Source organism: Paenibacillus ginsengarvi (assembly GCF_003626695.1).
GTDB classification, from domain to species: Bacteria; Bacillota; Bacilli; order Paenibacillales; family NBRC-103111; genus Paenibacillus_AB; species Paenibacillus_AB ginsengarvi.
Genome location: NZ_RBAH01000002.1, coordinates 319,445 through 341,664 on the forward strand (window position 1 = coordinate 319,445; position 22,220 = coordinate 341,664).

At 53.2% G+C, this 22,220-nt stretch carries 24 protein-coding genes; 18 read left to right on the forward strand and 6 right to left on the reverse strand.

The genetic code is table 11. The annotated features are described in order from the left end of the window. Positions 1-47 precede the first annotated feature (47 nt). The 7 genes from D7M11_RS04505 (at position 48) to D7M11_RS04535 (ending at position 8,137) form a co-directional block, all read left to right on the forward strand. Positions 48-1,091, forward strand: coding sequence for a phosphotriesterase family protein (locus D7M11_RS04505; RefSeq protein ID WP_120745970.1), 1,044 nt, complete (start codon positions 48-50; stop codon positions 1,089-1,091). Between the two features lie 12 nt (positions 1,092-1,103). Beyond that, complete coding sequence (locus D7M11_RS04510) at positions 1,104-1,889, forward strand: amidohydrolase family protein (RefSeq protein WP_120745971.1); 786 nt, start codon at positions 1,104-1,106, stop codon at positions 1,887-1,889. Beyond that, the gene (locus D7M11_RS04515) at positions 1,886-2,713 is read left to right on the forward strand and encodes an amidohydrolase family protein (RefSeq protein WP_120745972.1); all 828 of its coding nucleotides are present in this window, start codon (positions 1,886-1,888) and stop codon (positions 2,711-2,713) included. Before D7M11_RS04510 ends, D7M11_RS04515 begins: the two co-directional genes overlap by 4 nt. Before the next feature lie 38 nt (positions 2,714-2,751). After that, positions 2,752-4,275 (forward strand): hypothetical protein, encoded by a 1,524-nt coding sequence (locus tag D7M11_RS04520; RefSeq protein ID WP_120745973.1) that lies wholly within the window; start codon positions 2,752-2,754, stop codon positions 4,273-4,275. A 60-nt stretch (positions 4,276-4,335) separates the two neighbouring features. Next, the gene (locus D7M11_RS04525; RefSeq protein ID WP_120745974.1) at positions 4,336-5,544 is read left to right on the forward strand and encodes a M24 family metallopeptidase; all 1,209 of its coding nucleotides are present in this window, start codon (positions 4,336-4,338) and stop codon (positions 5,542-5,544) included. A 107-nt stretch (positions 5,545-5,651) separates the two neighbouring features. After that, positions 5,652-7,748 carry a hypothetical protein gene (locus D7M11_RS04530; protein WP_120745975.1) on the forward strand — a complete coding sequence of 699 codons (2,097 nt, stop codon included), beginning with the start codon at positions 5,652-5,654 and terminating at the stop codon, positions 7,746-7,748. Positions 7,749-7,759: 11 nt separating this feature from the next. Then, on the forward strand, positions 7,760-8,137 hold the full coding sequence (locus tag D7M11_RS04535) for a sensory rhodopsin transducer (RefSeq protein ID WP_158606430.1): 378 nt from the start codon (positions 7,760-7,762) through the stop codon (positions 8,135-8,137). Positions 8,138-8,241: 104 nt separating this feature from the next. On the opposite strand, the gene D7M11_RS04540 is transcribed toward D7M11_RS04535, so the two are convergent. From D7M11_RS04540 to D7M11_RS04560, 5 genes are all read right to left on the reverse strand, one after another. After that, entirely contained in the window at positions 8,242-8,634 is a 393-nt protein-coding gene (locus D7M11_RS04540; RefSeq protein WP_120745977.1) for a VOC family protein, read from the reverse strand. Between the two features lie 88 nt (positions 8,635-8,722). After that, entirely contained in the window at positions 8,723-9,052 is a 330-nt protein-coding gene (locus D7M11_RS04545) for an ArsR/SmtB family transcription factor (protein ID WP_120745978.1), read from the reverse strand. Beyond that, on the reverse strand, positions 9,049-9,681 hold the full coding sequence (locus D7M11_RS04550; protein ID WP_205127025.1) for an SRPBCC family protein: 633 nt from the start codon (positions 9,679-9,681) through the stop codon (positions 9,049-9,051). The genes D7M11_RS04545 and D7M11_RS04550 overlap by 4 nt, the downstream gene beginning before the upstream one ends. A 133-nt stretch (positions 9,682-9,814) precedes the next feature. Then, positions 9,815-10,312: a YhcN/YlaJ family sporulation lipoprotein gene (locus tag D7M11_RS04555; protein ID WP_193556107.1), complete on the reverse strand. Its 498-nt coding sequence runs from the start codon at positions 10,310-10,312 to the stop codon at positions 9,815-9,817. A gap of 195 nt (positions 10,313-10,507) precedes the next feature. Next, the gene (locus D7M11_RS04560) at positions 10,508-10,876 is read right to left on the reverse strand and encodes a helix-turn-helix domain-containing protein (protein WP_147433390.1); all 369 of its coding nucleotides are present in this window, start codon (positions 10,874-10,876) and stop codon (positions 10,508-10,510) included. A 343-nt stretch (positions 10,877-11,219) separates the two neighbouring features. Between D7M11_RS04560 and D7M11_RS04570 the strand changes: the two genes are divergently transcribed. From D7M11_RS04570 to D7M11_RS04580, 3 genes are all read left to right on the forward strand, one after another. Further along, the gene (locus tag D7M11_RS04570) at positions 11,220-11,543 is read left to right on the forward strand and encodes a sigma-70 family RNA polymerase sigma factor (RefSeq protein WP_120745983.1); all 324 of its coding nucleotides are present in this window, start codon (positions 11,220-11,222) and stop codon (positions 11,541-11,543) included. 161 nt (positions 11,544-11,704) lie between these two features. Beyond that, positions 11,705-12,859: a serine hydrolase domain-containing protein gene (locus D7M11_RS04575; RefSeq protein ID WP_120745984.1), complete on the forward strand. Its 1,155-nt coding sequence runs from the start codon at positions 11,705-11,707 to the stop codon at positions 12,857-12,859. A 40-nt stretch (positions 12,860-12,899) separates the two neighbouring features. Further along, a complete protein-coding gene (locus D7M11_RS04580; protein ID WP_120745985.1) occupies positions 12,900-13,541 on the forward strand; it encodes a hypothetical protein in 642 nt (213 codons plus the stop codon). Between the two features lie 154 nt (positions 13,542-13,695). Here the strand turns inward: D7M11_RS04580 and D7M11_RS04585 are convergent, their stop codons facing one another. Then, a complete protein-coding gene (locus D7M11_RS04585; protein WP_120745986.1) occupies positions 13,696-14,520 on the reverse strand; it encodes a helix-turn-helix domain-containing protein in 825 nt (274 codons plus the stop codon). Positions 14,521-14,808: 288 nt separating this feature from the next. On the opposite strand from D7M11_RS04585, the gene D7M11_RS04590 reads away from it, so the two are divergent. The 8 genes from D7M11_RS04590 to D7M11_RS04620 all read left to right on the forward strand — a co-directional run bounded on the left by D7M11_RS04590 (position 14,809) and on the right by D7M11_RS04620 (position 22,176). Beyond that, a complete protein-coding gene (locus D7M11_RS04590; RefSeq protein WP_158606431.1) occupies positions 14,809-16,281 on the forward strand; it encodes a glycosyl hydrolase family 28-related protein in 1,473 nt (490 codons plus the stop codon). Next, positions 16,265-16,738 carry a hypothetical protein gene (locus D7M11_RS04595; RefSeq protein WP_120745988.1) on the forward strand — a complete coding sequence of 158 codons (474 nt, stop codon included), beginning with the start codon at positions 16,265-16,267 and terminating at the stop codon, positions 16,736-16,738. The genes D7M11_RS04590 and D7M11_RS04595 overlap by 17 nt, the downstream gene beginning before the upstream one ends. 40 nt (positions 16,739-16,778) lie before the next feature. Continuing rightward, a complete protein-coding gene (locus tag D7M11_RS04600) occupies positions 16,779-17,615 on the forward strand; it encodes a sugar phosphate isomerase/epimerase family protein (protein ID WP_120745989.1) in 837 nt (278 codons plus the stop codon). A 21-nt stretch (positions 17,616-17,636) separates the two neighbouring features. Then, on the forward strand, positions 17,637-18,191 hold the full coding sequence (locus D7M11_RS04605; RefSeq protein ID WP_147433391.1) for a hypothetical protein: 555 nt from the start codon (positions 17,637-17,639) through the stop codon (positions 18,189-18,191). A 144-nt stretch (positions 18,192-18,335) separates the two neighbouring features. After that, positions 18,336-19,481, forward strand: a complete 1,146-nt coding sequence (locus D7M11_RS37215) for a GTP-binding protein (RefSeq protein WP_240040950.1) — start codon at positions 18,336-18,338, stop codon at positions 19,479-19,481. Next, positions 19,469-20,368, forward strand: coding sequence for a translation factor GTPase family protein (locus D7M11_RS37220; protein WP_240040951.1), 900 nt, complete (start codon positions 19,469-19,471; stop codon positions 20,366-20,368). The genes D7M11_RS37215 and D7M11_RS37220 overlap by 13 nt, the downstream gene beginning before the upstream one ends. Positions 20,369-20,431: 63 nt before the next feature. Next, complete coding sequence (locus tag D7M11_RS04615; RefSeq protein ID WP_120745991.1) at positions 20,432-21,106, forward strand: response regulator transcription factor; 675 nt, start codon at positions 20,432-20,434, stop codon at positions 21,104-21,106. After that, the gene (locus D7M11_RS04620; protein ID WP_120745992.1) at positions 21,091-22,176 is read left to right on the forward strand and encodes a HAMP domain-containing sensor histidine kinase; all 1,086 of its coding nucleotides are present in this window, start codon (positions 21,091-21,093) and stop codon (positions 22,174-22,176) included. The genes D7M11_RS04615 and D7M11_RS04620 overlap by 16 nt, the downstream gene beginning before the upstream one ends. Positions 22,177-22,220: the final 44 nt, after the last annotated feature.

Below are 22,220 nucleotides of genomic sequence, written 5' to 3' on the forward strand. Positions count from 1 at the left end.
GCCGGCGTCTGCGATCAAGGAAAGAAAGAAACCAGGAGGCAATCCAGATGTCCGTCATGACTGTAACCGGCAAAGTAAATGCCGATAGCTTGGGTTGGGTGCTGCCGCACGAACATGCTTGTATCGACCTGAGACCGCTAGTGCCCGCGCCGCACCATATCTCGGCCAAAGTGCTGGCGAAGGAGAACGTATCCCTCGCCAACTCAGGCGCGCTGCGCCGCAATCCTTATGCCGTTCTGGATAATGCGGTGATCGACGACGAAGCGGTGATTCGGGAGGAGCTTCTTGCGTTCAAACAAGCCGGAGGCACGACCCTGGTCGACCTGACTTTGCGGGAGATCGGCCGCGATCCGGTTATGCTGGCCCGTCTGTCGCGGACGCTCGATATCCGTATCGTCGCCGGCTGCGGCTACTATATCAAGGCGACGCATCCCCCCGATATGGACGAGAAATCGGTCGAGTCGATCGCGGAGGAGATGCTGACCGACATCCGGCTAGGCATCGACGGAAGCTCGATCAAAGCCGGCGTCATCGGCGAAATCGGCACAAGCGAGATCATCTACCCGAACGAGCGCAAGACGCTGATCGCCGCCGCCGCCGTGCAGCGGGAAACCGGACTCGGCCTGCACGTGCATACGGACTTATGGGCAAGGAACGGCTCCGAGGCGGTTCACATTCTCGTGGGGCACGGGGCCGATCCCGGCAAAATCTGCATCAACCATATCGATGTCGATATCCGGCTCGATTATTTGCAGGAACTGCTGGACCAGGGCGTCTATATCGAGTTCGACAACTTCGGCAAAGAATTTTATGCCGACCGCAGACACCGCAGCGTACTGAGAGGGCTGTTCGCCCGGGACATCGACCGGGTGCGCACGCTGAAAGCTTTGATCGACAGCGGCTACGGTTCCCGCCTGCTCGTATCGAACGACGTCTGTCTGAAAACATGCCTGCACCGCTACGGCGGCTGGGGATACGATCACGTCATTACCAATATCGTCCCGATGATGGAGGACGAGGGCCTAACCCCGGAGCAAATCCGTATGTTGTTTTGCGACAACCCGGCGGCCTTTCTGGACGACGGGAAATAAAGGAGGCGTCCCATGAAATGGATCGATTGCAGCTGCGGAATCGGCTATAGAACCGTCAATTCCGACATCGTCAATCACGAGTTTTTCCTGATCCGGGAAAAAGTCGAACAGGCTCGCCACGCGGAGGAGCTGCTGGAGACATTGGACTTTTGCGGCATTGCGGGCGCCGTAGTCTACCATGCGACGATGATCGATGTCGACCCCGGCTACGGCAACGCGAAGCTTTTGGAGGAAACGGCCAAAGCGCCGGAGAGGCTCCTCCCGACCTGGACGATTTTGCCCGCGATCACAGACGAGGAATTTGCTCCGCAGCCGCTGTTTGGCCGCATGAAGCAAAGCAGCGTACGCCTGCTGCGGGCTTATCCGGAGCGCAATCGCTATATGCTTAATAGGGTGACGATGGGAGAGCAGCTCGATGCGATCGCCGCGGCGCGCATCCCGCTGTATTTGTCCCCGAGTACAGGTTGGGAGCCTATATACAGCGTGCTGGAACAGTTTCCCGAGCTGACGGTCATCATCCACAATTACGGCTTGTGGAGCCACGCCCGCTTTTTGTACCCGCTGCTTCGCACGTACCGCAATGTGTACATCGAGTGCGGCGATATGCAGACAGCAGGCGAATTGAAGCATTTATGCGCCAAATTCGGCTCGGAGCGGATTTTGTTCGGTTCCGATTTTCCAAGCAACAATATAGGCGGCCCGCTGGCGACCGTCATCGGATCGGGGATCGGTCAAGCGGACATCGCGAATATCGCCTGCGGCAATATCGAGCGTTTGTTAAGCGAGGTGCGGTTATGAACAGAGTAGGCATCCAAATGACGAATCCGTCGAAACTGGCCCAAGAGTTTGTGGAGACCGGCAAACTGCGCAGCCTGTCGATCATCGATATGCACACGCATATGGGGCCGTTTTACGGCACGTTTTTGCCGGAAGCCGGGTTGGATCGGATGCTCCGTATGATGGACCAGGAAAACATCGAGTGGATCATCTCAGCTCCGCACAGCGCCTTGTTCGATCCGATTGCCGGCAACAGCGAGATCGTGCAAGCGATGGCCCAGCATCCGAAGCGCATCTACGGCTACTACACGTTTAACCCGAATTACGCCGACGGGCTGGAGCGCGATCTGGCCGATTTCGCCAAGCATCCGGGGTACGTCGGCTTCAAGCTTTTGCCGGATTACCACAAGTACCCGTTGACCGGGGATCAATTAACACCGCTGTACGAGTTCGCGAACGATAACGGATTGCTGCTGCTCTCGCATACATGGGGCCATAGCCCGTATAACCCGCCGGGAATGATTGCAGAGCTGGCTCGCCGTTATCCGAGGATCAAGTTTTTGATGGGACATTCGGCTCCCGGCGAATGCGACCGGGCGATCGAGCTTGCAGCCGAGCTGCCGAACGTGTACTTAGAGCTGTGCGATACGCATCGGCTGAACGGGATGGTGCGGAAGATGGTGCGGGCCGCGACCTCCGAGAAGGTGCTGTTCGGCACCGATATGCCTTGGTACGACCCGCACTACGGCTTGGGCTGTGTCCTGTTCTCGGGCATCGAGGACGTGGAGATCGCCAATATTATGCATCACAATGCCGTTCGTTTATTGGAGGAAATCGGCAAGTAAAGAGACAGTCAAACAGCGGTTGGAGAGGGAGGAACTGTATGAGTGAAGCGATCCATGCAATACCGGAAGCGTCTAAACAGGGAGGGCCAGAGGTGATCGAATCGTTCGAGGTCGCCAAAGGAAACGTATTCGGCGATTTGCTGAGCAAGCGGTCCGAGCCGCGTACATTGAAGGTCGGTTTGATAACGGTCGGTTTTTTTGAATATTGGCGCATGTTTCCAGCCTCATTTCAAGACGAGGTGCGCCACGATATGACGCTTGTGTACGAAAACCTGAAGCGGCATGTGAAACATGTCGTCTGGCCGGGTCTGGTGCATACGCTCGATACGGCGGACGCGGCGGGGCGTCAGCTGAAGGATGATCAGGTTGATCTGGTCGTATATGTAGCCGGAACGTATTGCCCCGACTATATGGCGATCCAGGTATTGTCCCATATCCGGGAAGTCCCGGTCCTCCTGTTCAATACACAGGGATCGAATCGCGTCAATTTGTCCGGAAGCTACGCGCATATGATGCGCAACAGCGGTCTGATCGCGAGTACGCAGCTCTCCGCCACCTTTCGCAAAATGGGCTGGTACCCGGACTTGAAGGTGGTCGTAGGAGCGCATGAGGAAGAGGCGGCTTATGCCGAAATCGGCGCTTATGTACGTGCATACGAGACGTATATCGGCCTGCAAAGCTTGAATATCGGCGTGATCGGTCATGTGTTCCGGGGGATGTACGATTTCGAGTACGACAAAACGAAAATCAAGGGGACGCTCGGACCGAATGTCATCTCGATCCAGGTGGACCACCTGCTGCGGCAGTTCCGGGAGGCCGCCGAAGACGATATTCGAGATATTGTGTCGGCGACGAAAAATCGGTTCAACATTGTCGGTCTCGGCGACGAGGATATCGAGCGCTCGGCGAAGTTTTACTATGCGCTGCGCAGCACGATCGAACGGTTCCGGCTGGATGCCGTCACGCTGCTCGGCCAGCACTACACCGAGGAGAAGACGGGTACGACGCCGTATTTGGCAAACACGATGCTGCACGAGGAAGGCCGGTATGTGGTCAATACTGAAGGCGACGTTCACGGCCTGATCATGATGTGCATCATGAACCGTCTGACCGGCCAGACGCCGGCGTTCGCCGAGTGGGGAGAATACGACGAGACGTTAAACGCGATCCTGATGATCCACCACGGCTATGCCCATACGGACTACGCGACCGATCGCGGCAGGATCAAAGTGAATCGTTCGCCGGAGCAGTGGGGGCTGGCGGGCAAAGGATTCGGTTTCGAATATACGCTGAAGCCGGGCGTCGTTACTCTCGGGCACCTGATCAACGATGCGGATGGCTACAAAATGCTGATCGTCCGCGGTAAAGCGCTGCACGTCCCGGACAGTATCCCTTGCGAAGAAATTACGGCGCTGATCCAACTGGAGAGTCCGGTCAAGTCGTTTCTCGCCGCGTTGATCAAAGAAGGGTTCGCGCATCATTGCATTATCGCCTATGGCGATCTGAGCGAGGAGCTGAGCCAGATTGCCCGGTTTATGAACATTCGGGCATGCGTGTACTGAGGTCTGTCTGGCGAGTCGAACACCGGTCCTATAGATTATCGAACAGAAGGAGCAAATACGATGAGTGCCATTCCGGCCGAAGAATTCGCGGCAAGAGCGGAAAAGCTGAAGCAGTTGATGCGGGAACACGATATGCAGGCATGTTTGATCTACGGGGACGAGTATCGCAAAGAAAACTTGCGCTATATAAGCAATTATTGGCCGTTGTTCGAACGGGGGGCGGCAATCGTACCGTTGGACGGCGAGCCGATCGTGATCGCGGCGCCCGAAGGCGATATGCTTTGCCGCGAAATGAGCGCCTGGACAGATATTCGGCTGCTCCCCGAATTTACTTGCGTCACCGTCCCCGAGCAGATCGATTATCCGTTGGCGCAGTATACGAGCTTGCGGGCCATTTTTCAGGAGCTGGGTGAAAGGCACCAGTTACAGCGCGTAGGCATAGTCGGCTTCGACGCGATGCCGGATGCCCTGCTTCATACGATCGAAAGCAGCCTGGACGGTGTCGAAACCGTCAATGCGGGCCACCTTTTTTTCAAGCTGCGCATGACGAAAAGTGAGCATGAAATCGCTTGTCTCCGGCAAGCGGCGGCGATTGCCGACGCCGGCTACCGGCTGATGATCGAGCAGGTGAAGCCGGGGATGACGGAGCTGGAGCTCGCTTCGCTCGCCTACGGCGAATGCACCCGGTTGGGGGCGGAATGCTTGCCTTTCTGCGTATTGACGAGCGGCGAGCGGGTGAAGACGATTATCGGCAGGCCGACGAACAAGGTCATCGCGAACGGGGATATGGTGATGGCCGCGATTGCCGTGCAGGTCGAAGGTTACGTGGCCACGATCGGCTTCCCGTTCGTCGCCGGCGAGATGAGCGGGGAACAGCGGGCGTTTATCGATACGCTGGTGGAAGCCGAGGAGCTGGCTTTGTCCACGCTGAAGGCAGGAGCCAAGCAAAGCGGGCTGGTACGCGCGGTCAAAGCTTATTTTTCCGACAAAGGCGTGACCGAGTACGATCTGTATCCGCCGCTGCACGGCTGCGGATTGTCCGAAGCGGAATCGCCGTACCCGGATGAACATGCCGCCGCCGTCTTTGAAGCGGGCATGACCGTCAATACGGATGTCAGCCTGTTCGGCCACCCCCACGGTTCGAACCGGATCGAGGAAAGCTTGCTTGTCACCGAAGACGGCTATGAGTCGATGTCGAAGCTGGTGCGGGAATTAAGCGCCGAGTGGCGACGGAACAAAACGGCTGTAACAGGCGGAGCCGACGAGTAAACAAAACGTCCGGTCTCCGGTTTAGCGAAGAGATCGGACGTTTTCCCTAAAACTATTGTTTGGCGTGCATTCTATCATTTGTTTCATCAAACAAGGAGGAATGGTCGATGACGGACGTGAGAGGGACAAGGGTAGAGTCGGGAGAGCATACGGTGGAGGTGCGAATGAACGCGATACTCACCCGAAGAAAACTGCTGGCTTCGTTCGGCATAACGGGTGCGGCGTTCGCGGCGGCCGGGCTGCTGCCCGGAGGGGTACTGGAGGCGGCGGGTCAAAGCGGCAGCGTCGGGATATCTGTCTACGGCAACGGCAACAGCAACAGCAACGGGAACCCGCATTGCGACGACTGCGTTCGGGACATTACGCTGGCGGAATTAAGAGGGACTCCGAATACGTCTGCAGGATACGTGTACTATGTGACCGATGCGGGCCAAGGCGGTCATTATTACTACGATCCGGGCGACACCTCCTCATCCGACGATACGGGGTCCGTTGTCGTTTCAAGCACCGGCCAGCGGTTCAAGCGGATCGTATCGGACGGGACGGTTAACGTAAAATGGTTCGGCGCGAAGGGCGACGGCACGACGAACGATACGGCTGCGTTAACGCTTGCAATCGCTTACACCTCGTCGATCTCCTCTTCGTCCAACATGCCGACACTTTTCTTTCCGCCAGCCGCGGGGTATGCCGTGGACTCGACCGTAACCGTTCCGGCGAACATACACGTGAAGATGGAAGCGCCGCTTGTATATACGGGAACCGCGAATGTCGCATGCCTCGAGATCGGCGGCACCTCTTCGGTCAACTCGCTGCTGACCTTGAAGCTGCAGGTGCAGCGGGCCGTTCAAGCCGATTGGCTGAGCGAGAACAGTGTCGGCATTAGACTGAACAATTGCAACGCCTGCGACATTCATCTCGTCGAAGCGAGAGGGTTTACGATCGGCGTCCAATGCCTGGGCGCTTCGACCGGCTTCGTCTACAACGAAGTGCATCTCGGTGCGCTGACGAATAACAAAATCGCGATTGACCTGACGAACCGCAATATGGGAAGGGGCGTCGGCTGGTGCAACGAGAACGTGTTCCTGAACGGCAGGATCTGGTGCACGAGTACGACGAACCTTGGCATGGGACGTATCGGCGTGCGGATTACGTCGCAGGACGGAACGTATACGAACAATAACAACAACGTATTCTACAAGCCGAGCTTCGAGCTGAACGCCAGCCGGGCGAATCCGGAAGAAGCGCTGCCGGTTCTGATCGAGCATGGCACGGTCAATTTCTTTACGGACATTCGCAATGAAGGCAACAGTCCGGTCACGATCCGCACGAAGAACCTGTCAAACGCCAACGAACTGCAAGTCGGATATGGCAGCGCTAAAGCAGACGATGTGTCCCAATACGCGTCGACCGCCGTGAAGACCCGCCAAAGCCGGCTGATCGAATTCAACGCCATGATCTTTGGTTCCGGACCGCTTCATCGGAAAGCATGTTATTATGACGGGAGCACGGCCGTCCATATCCCGGGCATTGGCTTCGGCTCGTATAGTTCGGCGAACGTGTATCCCGCTTATCAGTTAAGCCTGCATGCGGAATATGTGGCTGTCCCCAGCTCTGCGTACGGTGCCCCGGGCGTGTTCGTCGACACGTCGAAGTGCAAAAGGTTCGTCGTCAAGCAAGATAGCGAGCCGGGATTCGGGGGGCGAATCTTTATCGTTTGTTACGATGCCGCCGGGCAAATTTTGACGCACCCGGGAGGGACCAACCCGGAGCCCTACGTCAAAACCTACGTAAACCGGACTGTGTTTTGGCGAAACAACTATTTCGGCGGCAGCTATTCGACCGGCAGTGACAGCGTAGAGGATCTGTACTTTGCCGTGAACGACGCGGTGAAACGAGTGCGGGTGCTGTTCTGGCGGGGAAGCGCCGACTTGCGGTTGCGCTCGTTCTCCCTGTATGCCTTGGATAAATATTCTCCGGCGGTCTGGTCGGGTTATGACGAGCCCGCGGGCGCGCTGAATATCGGGATCGCCGCGCCGAGCGCCGGAGAATGGGCGAAAGGCAAAGTGGTGATCAACGTGAACCCGGTAACGATAAGCGGTACGGGAGGGACGTATATCGTAGCGGAGTGGCGAAAGGTGACGACAGGCAGCTCAAACGTGCTGGGGACGGATTGGCTCGAGCTCCGTACGCCGGTCGGTCCATGATGGAGGAAGCTATGAGCAAACAAGGAGCAAGAAACTGGTATATCGTTGACGGCTATATGCCCTACAAAAACAAAGTAGACGAGGCCGACTTCGAAGGACACGAAGCGGTCATAATTCTGAACTGCCACGATGCCGACGCGGAGATCGCGATGGACATTTATTACGAGGATCGGGAGCCGGACGCGAACATTCGGATTGTGGTTCCGGCGCGAAGGGTAAAATGCTTGCGTTTGGATCATCCGAACGATATCGGCGGCATCGCGCTGGATAGACAGAGGCAATATTCGCTGCGCTTCAGAAGCAGCATCGAGGTCATTATTCAGTACGGAAGAATGGACATCGCCCAGCCGAATCTGGCTTATATCGGCATGATGGGTTATTCAGAGTAGTTGACCCAAACCAGCCATACACCGAACGAAAGGAAGACCGTCAGCTGGCGGTCTTCCTCTTTCATTCACTGCAATGGGCATACGCTCTAATCCCCAAGCAATCCTTAGGGAAGATTAATTTGCCATGAAACTCCGAACTTATCGACTACCCAACCAAACTTCTTACTGAACGAATAATCACCTAACGGCATCAGGACCGCTCCATTCTCGGATAATTGTTTAAAAAGACGGTCAATTTCTTCCTCCGTGTCGGCTGTAATAAAAAGAGAAAACGAAGGTGTGAAAGTAAAAGCATGCTTCACATGACTATCGATACACCTATATTCCCGGCCCTTTAACGTAAAGGTGGCCTGAAAGACGCTTCCTTCTGCGCCTGCTTGATTGGCTCCGTATCGAGAGATGCTCGTAATCACCGAATCCTCGATGATAGAAGTGTAATAATTCATCGCTTCTTCTGCTTTTCCTTCGAACATTAAGAACGGCGTTATCTTTTCCATGAATGATTATCTCCTTTTTCTTGTTTTTTAGCGGTCGTTTCTATTGACCCACTCGAACTGCGTCCAACCGCGGAAGGTCGGCGAACTTTCAATTTTTCCGCATCTTTTTGCCCCTCGCGATCTCGGTTTCGAGAGCGCTGAGCTTCGGTTCCCAGAAAGCGCGAAAACGATCGAGCCAATCATCGACCTCCTGCAGCAACCGGGCGTCCAGCGAATAGATGCGACGCTGCTTATCTACTTTTACGTTCGCGAAACCGTTATCTCGCAGAACCCGAAGATGCTGCGAAACGGCTGCTTGGGTAATACCAAATTCATGTTGGATAACCTCGACAATATCGCCTGAACGTCGCTCGTTCTCTGCGAGTAGTTCCAAGATGCGACGTCGTACCGGATCGCCGAGAACGTCAAAGGCGTTCATTCGGCCCCCTGCGACCCGTTGCCCGTGTAAAAGGCCGTGACCTGCTTCGCTGCGGCTTCGGCCCAGGAGGAATTCTCTCCGGCTGCAACAGCCGCTCGCCGCCAGTCCTCGCTGCAGTCGGTCATGAAAGCTTTTCCTTCACTTGAGGCGCTAAAGGCATTTTCATCTATACGGTCCGTATCGTTTGACGAAAGGTGGAACGCCAGCCCAACCAAGGCCAGATCCCAGCCGACACCGACCGCACCCGGCCCATACTTGTTCCAGTGATCGTCAATGGGGCAAATGTGAGACAAGGTCAGGCGGGTTCTTTCTTCTCCTTCGGCGGTTAAGCGCAGCTCGACCCAACTTGAACCGCCTCCAAATTCCCAGGTCAAGGAGAAATGGTGCGGCGGTACGCACTCGGTAATTAAACCGCTGGCGTTATCCTTGATTTGATACCGGCCGCCGAGCCTCAATTCACCACTGACCGGTGCAAACCAGCGGAGCAATCGCTCCGGATTGGTCATTGCATCCCAAAGATCGTCAGGCGTCGTGTCGTAAGACCGCTGCAACGTAACATTACGAGCGGGCTTTCCTTCCCGCTCGAGCTCCGACACCGTGCGGGTTACCGCTCCGAAACAAGATTCCAAATGGAACATCCTCACTCAACTCCTTATACAAGGTTTAGTTTATATAAGTTACAACTTATATAAAGTGTAGTTTGTAATTGGGTTTATGTCAAGCTTGTATCGGCGGGCAACCCGTCGTTTTTTGCTATGTCCGCTAGTGGAGACTGCTATTCGCACCAGCCGGGAATACTTTTTGCACAATCATATTAAATTCGCCCAGCAGGGCTGATTGGGGCTTGCCTGCAACCAAATCGTTCTTTAAAAGAGCTGCTTTTTGTACAAAATACGGCTCGGCTGATACATAAATGTTGGCTATACTCGGTCGCATAGCTCTTACTTTTCGGGCAATCGTCGATGTAACATTAACATCCCGATCAAGATCACTTCCGTCTTTAGCCGTGACTGCAATATAGGCGTTCCTATCGCTCAAGAGCACTGTGGCAGACTGAACCGCATCCATGCCCATCAGTTGATTTGCGATATCCGGGGCCACTTCCATTCTTGTGTTGTAATGCATGCCATTTGCACCTGGAACACCGGTTGTATAAATCCAATGGTTCATTTCCCTTTCGCTGTATTTCGGCATCCCATTGGCGCGGTTGTGGCTTAGTTTCATTTCCGCTATTTGCGATTTGATATTTACATTGTCCATACTTTCTTGCCGGTTGTGTGCGCAGCCTGCTGCCGTTACGATTACAACAGCGAAGGGGAGCACGGATCGGATTATTGGGCGCATTGACTAAAATCATCTCCTGCCTAGTTGCATAAGAACATCAATTATCTTACATTGGTTAGAATGCTCAGTTCATGCGGAGACATGCCCCGAATGTCGGATTTATTTGGGGATTCATTCGGCAACATCCGTCGACTTCCGGGTGGAGTCCGTTACAAACGTAGCGGCTTCTCGAATAAACTGTTTCGGACTCGTGCCCGTATGCTTCTTGAAAAATCGCGAAAATAAAAAGGTGTCGTTAAATCCGAGCTCTGCCGCCACTTCGGAAATGCTGTGCTCGCTGTAGCGAAGCAATTGTTCGATTTTTTGAACCCGGACCTCGTCGATATAAGTCTTACCATTTTTTCCTGTAATATCTTTGAACTTTTTCGACAAATGGCTGCGCATATACGATAGCTCCTCAGCCAGCCCGTTCACCGTCACCGCGCACCCGTCACGCGCCAGAACCTTCTCTGTAACCTGCTTAACGAGCAGCGCTGACAAGTCGTCGGCTTTATGGAAATCGTCGGACTGAATATAATAAAGATCGTTTCCAAAAAACCGTTGACGAATATTTTCTCATACTCCTTATATGAAGAATCCGTTATCGCCGCCCTGAATGACGTAATCAGCTTGTTGGTGAACTGGTTGCCGTGAATAATTCCCCCCCCCCCAAACCGGAAAGTCATCAGCCTCCCTCTCGAACTTTATGCAGATCCAAGAAACGCCTGGTTTATTGTAATGGAATCCATGCTCCCAGCCTAGAGGAATAAGCAGCATATCGCTCGTCTCAAGCAAAAGCTCCTCATCAAGCATTAGAGTGATATCGAGGATAGGAGGGGAAGGGATGAATCAAGAACGAGTAGTGGCGCTTGTAGAGCAGGTGATCCGGCAGGAGGGAGCGGCGTTTACTGAATTGTATGATGAGACGGTTCGTAGCGTTTACCGGCTGGTATACCTGTTGGCAGGTTTTCGATCGGATGCGGATGACATTACCCAGGAGACATACATACAGTTATACAAAAGTCTTCCGAAATATGATGTATCCAAGTCGTTTAAACCATGGTTAATAGGATTAATTATTCATGTAGTTAATCAATATTGGCGGCAGCAGCAACGGCTTAATAGAATTCAACGCAAGGCTGCATCGGAAAATGGATATGCCTACTAAAACTTTAAGGTTACTATCCTCATCTTTTTGTCGGAATCGACTAACCAAATAATCCTTTATTCTCCATATCAGGTAATGGTGATACAATGGACTTGGAAGAATCGGGAAGTTGCCAAGCACATTCAAAGATTAGGGCCAAATGGTAAGGGGTGATCTTGCAAATGAACTATTCGATGTTGCGCGAAGGCACACCGGAGCAAGCCGGGATGAGGCCAGAGCGGATAAACGTTTTGCAGAACAGAGTGAAGGAATGGGTTGAGGAGGGAGCGACGCCAGCGGCTGCTATGCTGGTGGCGAGGAAAGGGGTCATTGTTACCCATAACGGCTACGGTCCCCTAACACCGGATGTAGGTGCACCACTCTTGGAGAAAGATTCGTTATTTCCTCTAGCATCCTTAACAAAACCGCTCACAGCGACTTGCATCATGATACTCGTCGAGGACGGGAAATTGGATTTGTTCGATCCGGTGAATCGGTTTATTCCCGAATTTACCGGAGACGGGAAGGCGGCTATAAACCTTCATCATCTGCTGACGCATACATCGGGCTTGCGCCAAGAGGATGTATACGAATTTGTGAAAAAGCAGGAACAGAAAGGGGTCCTTGTTCCTGAGCTAGAGCCGACGTCGCATCCGAATGAGCATACATTTTTTTATCTCAGTTACGGAGCTCCGTTGTGGAAGCCTCCCGGTACGGAAATGCGTTACTTAGGTTACGGCTACAAGCTGCTTGGCGAAATTGTCAGACGCGTTAGCGGTCAACCCTTGCATCAATTTGCTGCAGAACGAATCTTTGCTCCGCTTGGGATGAAAGACACCTTTTACATAGTTCCGGAAGCGCTGTTCGGAAGAGCGGTTAGAAGAGATGAAAGCTTGGCAGGAGGCAGATGGCTGGGTTCACCGGAGGCGCTGCGAGATCCGTCGGCTTCCGGAGGCGCCTATTCGACCGTAATGGATATGGCAATCTTCGGGCAAATGTTTTTGAACGGCGGTCGATATGGCAATGCGAGAATACTAAGTCCGATCACCGTACGCGAAATGGTGAAAAACCAAATTCCCGGCGTTCCCGCCACTTCGAACGGGAGTGTGTTTAGGGAAGCGTCATGGGGCTACGGCTGGAACGTGCGCAGCATGAAGCAGGATGACAGTGGCTGCTTGCGATCAGCTCATGCATATGATCATGGCGGAGCAGGTGGGGTCAGACTACTAATCGAGCCTGAATATGATCTGCTTTGGGCGTATTTTCCGATTGTGACGGATAAGCTCTATACGCGCAATTTATTTCACAATATGGTTGTTAGCTGCATCGACGATTAATCGAACTAGCGGGCAGGACAAGTATAAAAGGGGAGAGGAAATGCGTAAAAAAGAAGCTCTGTTTTTCGTTCTCATTCTGATTGGTCTGCTGCTAATATCCGACACTCACCTCGGCCATTCTTTTGGAGACCGTATATTCAGAGCGGTTGGAATACCGCCGTGGACCAATACCGAGTACGATTCGGGGCTGCATATCTCGGTCATTGTCGGGCTGCTTGTCCTTACTGCCGGCTATATCGGTGCTGTGAAGTTTTATCAATTCCGGTTTCCCAAAATACGAATCCGGATCATACTGGTCTGTATCGCATTCGTATTTCTTTTTCCGATCGTGACCGAGAAAGCCATGATTCTTCTGTATTACAATTCCGGTTCCGTTTCTTCCGTCGCTTTCTCCGAAAAAAACAGCCAGTGCAGCTACCGATCGGAAGAAGGTAAAGTGAAGGCGGACTGCACCGTTACGCTGATCAACTATGGGAAGGAGAAGGCTGTAAATGTTAGGCCTTATCTGAAACGAGGTACAGCCAAGATCAAGTTCGATCCAGTAACGATCACGCTTCCACCTCATCAGAAGGTTGGTGTCGGCACGGTATTTAACGGCATGCTGCTGGATGGAACAAATATCTCCGGTTGGTCGAGCGATATCGGCATGGAAATCGAAGTCGATGACTTGACGAAAAGGTAAGGCAAAGAGTAGCTGCTGATGCGGGGAACCGAAGCGAAGGAAAAACTTCGAACCTGGTAGATGACTCGAGCGAGGAGCTGAAGCAGCCACCTTTGAAAAAAACGAGGTAGAAAGTCAGAACCTGCAGCGTTCTCGCGCTGCAGGTGGAAGTTAGCTAGACCCGATGCGTTTTTCTGAAGGAGGACGGCGTGACTCCCGTATGCTTCTTGAAAATGTGACTTAAATAGTAGGCGTTCTGGTACCCTATGTATTCCGAGATTTGATCAAGCGTCATGGTTGTTTCCAGCAGCAGCTGCCTCGCTTTCTCCAAACGCAAATCGGTCAAAAACTGGCTCGGGGTTTGTCCGAAGCTCGCTTTAAACTTCTGGCATAGCCGTGCCGGACTTAGTTGCAATTGTGCGGCAATCTCCTTCAGATCAAAAGTCTCAAAGGCGTGCTTGCGAATGAGGGAGGAGGCTTCGTTCATGATCGGCTCCGGCTGTTTGCCCGCTTGCCATTTAGCCGGCCAAGGCCATCTGCTGCATTCCTCCCCATATAACAACCAAATGTCCTGCATATAGTGACCGCACAGCCACAGCTTCACTTCCTCGCTGAGTCCTTCGGATTGCTTCATCAAGGCATAGTTGCCTGCCAACCGCTTCGTATCGGCGATTCTCGTCTTGCCGATAAACCGGGGCGCTTCCGCCTGTCCCATGCTCGCCATGTCGTTGATCCGCCATCGAACCCGTATCGCAAAAAAAGTAAGCGGCGATATTACGACTCTGCGCAGAACCGTGTTTGCCGGACAAACGATCAGATCGCCGAATGCGGCAATGCCTTTTTCGTTGTTAAATTCATATTGGAACGACCCGTCTACCACGGCGAAAATGGTCCACTCCTTGCAGGTATCCTCATAAAACAAAAATTTATCTTTGCGCTCCCAATATCTACAGTATGTGAGCTGGGGGATCAGAACATTTCGCCCTTCTTCGGTATGCAAGATCGGCCCCTCCGTTCTGCGAGTCTGAGACTGATTGTATCATACGATTGATCATTAGGGCAGAGCCAGGAAGATCATCCCGGCGCTGCCTGGCTGACATTCATCCCCTCCCTGCTCAGGAAGGGGACTTCTCTCGGAAATCCGTTAAAATTTATATATAGTCCAGTTTAATTCTCCTTATTTTAAAAGCAATCGGGATTAACTATGCTGAATGCAGGATCGGCTTGCTCTTTTATTGTAAACGCTTACCGGTTCTTGAAACCAAAACCTACAGTTGGGAGGTCTACTATGAATCAAGAGAAAGAAATCGGCACCAAGCAACAAGTTGACGATTCGGGAACGGTCAGCGGCAGCAGAAGAAAGCTGCTCGCCTCGATTGGCTTGGCAGGCACGGCATTGGTCGCGGGCAGTCTGTGGAACGCCGCGAATGTCCAGGGGAAACGTGTGACAGAAGCGGTTTACGGGGCAGAAGAGGAAGGGTGTTGTTGGCCCAAGGTGACGATTGCCGAGCTGCGTTCCTTGTCTACGGCTCCTGCGGAATTTTATGAGGTGACAGACCCGGGCCAGGAAGGCGTCTTCCGTTTCGATCCGGCTGACGTGTCTACCGCGGATGACACTGGTCTGGTAATCGTGTCGGCAACAGGAGCACGGTTCAAGCGCATTTTCCATGGAGCGTTTAACGTAAAATGGTTTGGAGCGAAAGGCGACAACGCGTCTGACGATACACAGTCCATACAAGCGGCTGTGAATGCCGCGCAGAACCGGGGGGCGGTCGTCTACTTTCCGTCTTCCGATTTTTATTTGATCTCAAGCCCGATCCAGATTGATTCCAGTAAGCGAGGGATTCGGCTGATCGGGGACGACTACAACCGACGGGTCTATTCTTCCGTCATTCGTCCGCATGCTTCCGTCACGGCGTCGGCTCCGCTGGAAGCCATCTTCAAGTTTACGGATACCGAGGTAGGGAATCAATTCGAATTTTCGAATCTCGACATTTCCGGAGACAACAAGACGAAGTACGGGATATATTCCAAAAAAATCGCGCATTCGCTGTTCCGCCGGATCTCCATCAAAGGAACAACCTTAGCCGCGCTTGCTATCGGCTACGGCTGGTGCAATGACGTAGAGACATGCGAAATATCCTACAACCGCGGCGATGGCATTCAATTGGTTGATGGTGAAGTGAATGTTTTTAATGTTGTGAATACGAAAATATTCACGAATGAGGGAATCGGCATTTATTTGTCCAGAAAAGCGCTTGGCGTCCGGATCAACGGCTGCAATATCGAAGGAAACAAAGTATGCGGCGTTTTCGCCCGCAATTCGATCATGCCCTTCGATCTGTCTGATAACTATTTCGAAAATAACGGCTCGGTCGGTTATTCGTTTACGAATCCGCAGCGGTTGGTGAAAGCGCAGATCATTATAAACGGCACGGTCGCAGCAGCCACGGTCGGCAACACGCAGCCGGTCAGCTCCGTCCGGATCGTCAATAATTTCGCCAGCCTACGGGATGCCGACTGCTTGGTAGCTTGCTATTCCGCTAAGCTTGGACTGGAGATCGGCAACAATAGCATCTCCCGATCTAGTGACTTTCAAAGCTTACACGCTGCTAAGAACAGGGACGAGCAGGACCGGAATGGGAGCATGGGTCAACAATCTGAAGATATACGGGAACGGCATCGCTTACGACGAAACGTACGCTTCGCTGGCGAGTTTGCAAATCGAGGACTTGGCTGCAGCCATGACACACCTTCATAAGGCCGAAATTCAAGGTGTCGCGAGAGTAAACTACTCGCCTGGTCTGGGACAATTCGTTCCCGTCACGACGGGAAGCGGGGCGTTTGTTTTGTCGAGCGCGACTTACCACACCTACGAGGCGTTTGAACTGTCCGGGGCCGCCAATACGAGTGACTGGGGATTCACGATCGATCTGGCACAGTATCCGGAGCTAGCGGGCAAGTACGTTTATTTTGCTTTTTATGCGAGAGCTTCGGAGGCGTCTACGGGTGCTGCGGCCTATTCCAGTCAGTTGGGTCTGAACACGACAGCCTATTTTGACAATACGGATTGGCAGCTCGTCTCTTACGTAGACTTATTGCCGTCCTCGGGAACGGTTTCCTTCGGTATACGGAAACTGTCTGCCCATGCAACCAGTCTCGTTTATGTTGCCCATCCCGTCTTGAGCGAGGTTGGGGTTCCGTACGAATGGTACTGAACGCGGGATTTCAGGAACTGAACTAGGAGGGAAACGGAAGATGAAACTGGCCTGTATGACACTGCCTTATGCAACCTGTACACTGGAAAGGGCTTTGGAAGGAATCGCCCGTGCGGGGTATCGATATATCGGCATCGGGAATCCTCACGGGGGGATTGAATTACCGGATGCGGACGATAGCCATGCCATCGGCCAACTGGCCGGACTGTTTGCCAGGTACAACTTGCAGCCGCTGCAGCTTATGTCCAATGCTCACTTTAAAATCGATCAGCCGATCGAACGGGCGAGACGGCGCATGCAACTGGCGAAAGCGCTGGGAATCCGGGAAATACTTACGATCGGGACGCAAAGCTACCGCTCTTTTCCATCGGCTCCTCTGACAGAGGAGGAAATGCAACCGCTAAACCGGGCCTATATCGAACGGTATAAGCAAATTGCTGAGGAAGCGGCCGCGCTGGACCTTATCATAACGATCAAACCGCATACCGGTAATACGGCAACCGCCGCGTATATGCTGGAGACCTTGCAGCAGATCGATTCCCCGCATATTCGGGGCTGCTACGATCCCGGGAATGTGGAGTTTTACGAAGGAATTGCTTCCTCTGACGATTTTCCCAAGGTGGCGGAGCGCACGTATTCGCTTATCGCCAAAGACCATCGCGGGGAGCGGGGCGCACGCGATTTCCCGATTCCCGGCACAGGAGATGTGGATTTCCCGGCTATTTTTACCGTTTTAAAGAGGGGCGGATTCGAGGGCCCTATATTATTGGAGCGGGTGGACGGGCCGGCTATACCCGAACTGATCGATCAGCGAATCGCAGATGCTCGAATACGCCTGGAGCACATGTTGAAGAACGCGGGCTTTAAACCAGAATAATGGAAACGCGAGGGTGTCCGTATGTCTAAACAGAGAGTTAGGCTGCTAATCCTTCTAGCGGGAACGGCCGCTGTTGTCGGCGCTTGCAGCGGAGGGCCGAAAGGGGGAGCCGATGTTCTTCAAACGGCTAAGGATAATCCGGCCGAGCGTGTTACGCTAACCTTAGTGTCCATTTCCCCTCTGGAGGAGATGGAAGCGGTTTATTTGGAGCCGCTGCGCAACAAATACCCGCATCTCGATCTGCGGTACATTCAAACCTCGAAGGCCGACGGTACGACGATTCCCAACCTGCTGGCGGCCGGCGTCAAGTTCGATTTGTACACCAATTCGCGGGGAGGTTTCGAGGAGGCGCTGCTCGATTACGATCTGAAGTACGATATGAGCGACTTGATCCGCAAATATAACGTGGACATCGGTCATCTGGAGCCTACAGCCATCGAATCGATGAGGCAGATGTTTGGTGGAAAGCTTTACGGCCTTCCCGTAAAGATGAACAGTCTGCTGATGTACTACAACAAGACGCTGGCGGAAGAGACGCAGAAAATGATAGACACTAGCACAGCCACGCAACGATAGCAAAGCTGTCCATGGTCTATTTCGAAATCCTGCGAATAAGCGAGTATTCGTTAGAAAACTGAATCGTACTTATGTAGGCAGCCGGCCTTTTACGATCGGCTGCCTTTCTCGACTAAACGCGAAAGCAATAAGTCTGCTAATTCTATGCTAAAATGGGTGTATTACAGTTCGGAAGGAAACGGCATAATGCGCGAGGCACAGTGGAATCAAATTCGGAATGTAGGCATCTTCGCCCATGTCGATGCCGGCAAAACGACGACGACGGAACACATTTTATACGAAAGCGGACGCATTCGCACGCTCGGCAGCGTGGATGACGGCACGGCGCAGACGGATTGGTTGGACGTGGAGAGGGAGCGCGGTATTTCGGTGCGCGCTGCGGTTACCCGATTCGTCCGGGACGGTGTTCAGGTGAATCTTGTCGATACGCCTGGACACGTGGATTTTCTGTCTGAAGTGGAGCGGTCGCTGCGAGTGATGGACGGAGCGATTCTGATCGTTTCCGCGGTTGAAGGCGTGCAGGCACAAACGGAATTGATCTGGCAGGGGCTGCGAGATCTCCGCATACCAACGATCGTGTATGTCAATAAGCTCGATCGAATCGGGGCCGCCCCTATGCAAACGCTTCAAAGCATCCGCCGCCTGCTGTCGGGCGGAGCCATACCGATTCAGGCGCCGATCGGGGCTGAAGAGGATTTTGCCGGATGCGTGGATTTGCTGCGGGAAGAAACAAGCACACTCCGGGGTGAGGCCGAGTTGTACCGCCAACTGCTGGTCGAGACAGTGGCCGAACGGGACGAAGAGTTGTTGGAGCGTTATATCGAGAAGGGGGATCTAACGACGGCAGAGTTACTGCTGCCGATTAAGCAGGGTATCTACCGTTCGGAGCTATTCCCGGTGCTGTTCGGTGCCTCGAATCGGGGGATCGGCATTCCTGAGCTTATGGAAGCAATCCTGCGCTGGCTGCCTGGCCCGCTAGGAGACTCTGCGGCACCGGTTGCAGGTATCATCTTTAAACTCGAGCGTGACCCGGACATGGGCAGAATCGCTTATGTGCGCTTGTACAACGGCACGCTTCGTAACCGCGATACGGTACATAATGTAACGCAAGATATTCAGGAAAAGGTTACCCAAATCCGCAAAATCGATGTTCGTAAATCGGAGGACGTTGGGATTTTGCAGGCCGGAGATATCGCAGCGGTTTACGGTTTGAGCCGAGCGCGTATCGGCGATATCATCGGCACAGCTACCGGTTTCCCGACGAGCGCAAGCTGGCCGTGCCGCTGCTAACGGTGCAGGTGCGATGGCGCAGCGAGGCCGAGTATCCGAAGGTGGTGACGGCGTTTCAGGAATTGGCCGACGAGGACCCGCTTCTCGACGTGCAGTGGCAGCCGGAGGATCGGGAGCTGCACTTGAAGGTAATGGGACCGATTCAGATGGAAGTGCTCGCTTCGGTGCTGAAGAGCCGGTTCGGGCTCGAAGTCGCCTTCGATCGTCCTTCAGTCATCTATAAGGAGACTCCAACCAAAGCCGGGGAAGGGTTCATTGCTTATACGATGCCAAAGCCGTGCTGGGCCATTTTGCGTTTCCGGATTGAGCCGGGGGAAAGGGGCACTGGTCTGCAGTACAGCTCTATGGCGAGGCCGGAACGCCTGCTCGAGAGTTACCAGAACGAGGTTGCGCGGCGAGTGCCCGAGGCGCTGCAGCAAGGGCTGCACGGTTGGGAGGTCACCGATTTGAAGGTTACGCTCGTGGAAGGCGAACATCATGTGTGGCATACGCATCCGCTTGATTTCGTAGTAGCGACGCCGATGGGCATTATGAACGGTCTCGCGAACACCGGCACCAAGCTGCTCGAGCCGCTTTTGCATTTTCGCCTATCCGTACCGGAGGAATTCGGGGGCAAGGTCATGACCGAACTCGTTGTCATGCGCGGCGAGCTGGATACGCCGGTAATCCGCAGCGGGCGACTGGAACTCGAGGGAGTGCTACCCGTCGCGACATCGCTCGATTTTCCGGCACGGCTCGGATCGATGACAAAAGGGCGAGGCATTTTGTCTACAACGTTTGCGCACTACAGGGAATGTCCGCCGGAAGTAAACGCGGAGCGTAAACGCCAAGGCGTCAATCCGCTAGATCAAGCCAAATATATTTTGTCCGTACGTAATGCGCTTTGATTGTTAATGAATGAAGATTGCTATGCTGAACTCAAACATTTGGATATGGGAGACAGTGCATGGATGCCTAAAATACTGATCGTGGACGATGAAGCGGATCTTCGAAAGCTGTTGACCGACTACTTTGAAATCAACGGGTATTTCGTCATGACGGCCAAGGATAGCCGGGAGGCGCTGCGAAAAGTGGAACAACGACCTGACATCGTTTTACTGGATATCAACATGCCTGAGCAAAACGGCCTCGAATTATGCGAAAAAATCAGAGACTTCGTCTCTTGCCCGATTTTATTTTTAACCGCTCGAATCGAAGATGCCGATAAAATAGCCGGATTTCGGGCCGGAGGCGATGATTATATCCTGAAGCCTTTCAGCATTCACGAGCTGGGAGCCAGAGTAGAGGCGCATTTGCGCAGGGAACAACGAATCCAAACCAAAGCCTCGGTGAGGTTTAACGATGATTTAGTTATTGATTATTCGGCCCGGGAGCTCTACTACCGGAATACGCGAATTCCTTTTGCCAAAAAAGAGTTCGATATTATCGAATTGTTGTCCATGCATCCCGGCATAGTGTTCGAAAAGGAACGCATGTACGAAAAGATTTGGGGCCTGGACGATGAAGGCGACAGCAGCGTAATCGCGGAGCATATCCGGCGCATTCGCTCCAAATTAAAGGAATGCGGCTGTGATAACCGGATCGAGACCGTCTGGGGAGTAGGGTACAAATGGCTAAGCTCATGAACGGGCTCTTGATAAAGCGGCTAACTTTGCTGCAATCTTTTATTCTGTTATTCGTTCTCACGCTTTTTGCCGTGCTGGCCGTCATCACCATGGAGTTCGTATGGGCGGAGAAAATGCGGCAACGTTATGGAGAAACGGATTGGGTGCTGTCCTCCCTCGTCACCGCGGTACTGCTAACCGTGGCCGCCGGAATTGTCGCAATGGCCGTTCTATTTTATAGATGGAAACTAAAACGTCCGCTTGAGATACTAAAGCAAGCATCTGAGAACATTTCGGCCAACAATCTGGACTTCCGCATTACCTATGACAGCCGGGACGAGATGGGCGAGCTGGTCGCCGTATTTGAAAACATGCGCTCTCAATTGGAAAAGAATCTAAAAACACTCTGGCGTTCTGCCCAGGATCGCAAACAGCTCAATGCAATTTTTGCCCATGACTTGAGGACGCCGCTGTCAGTGCTGAAAGGAAACGCAGAGTTTCTCATCACCTATTTGCCCGAGAAGAAATTGTCGGAAGAAAAGGTGTTGGACCTGATCCAAACCATGCACCTTCACATCATACGTCTGGAAAACTATGCGGAGGCCATGAACTCGATTGAGAAGCTGGAGGACGTCCCCGTGCATCGTCAGCCGATGGATACGATTCCGTTGACAGCTTTGCTGGACGACAGCGCCAAACAAATCGCAAGGCAGCTCGGGAAACACGTCGTTTCTTCCATAGAAAACGCTAATACCACAATAAAGGTGGATACCTTTATCATCATGCAGGTATTCGAGAACTTGGTGGCCAATGGGGTGCGATACGCGGCCAATCAGGTGAACGTTCGTTACGTCATACGAGATGACTCTATGAAGATTACCGTCACGGATGATGGGCCCGGCTTCTCGGACGAAGCTTTGCTCAAGGCTGATCTGCCTTTTTACCGCGGCGAGGTGTGGAATGCGAACGAACATCAGGGACTAGGCCTTTACGTTTGCAAGGTGCTTTGCGAGAAACATGCAGGGAGTCTTCAAGTCGATAACGGACCTCGCGGCGGAGGAAGCGTGACGGCAAATTTTGGGATCAGTTGATAAATAGTTGATAATTATCCTGTAGCATTTCCTTATCTTGATTT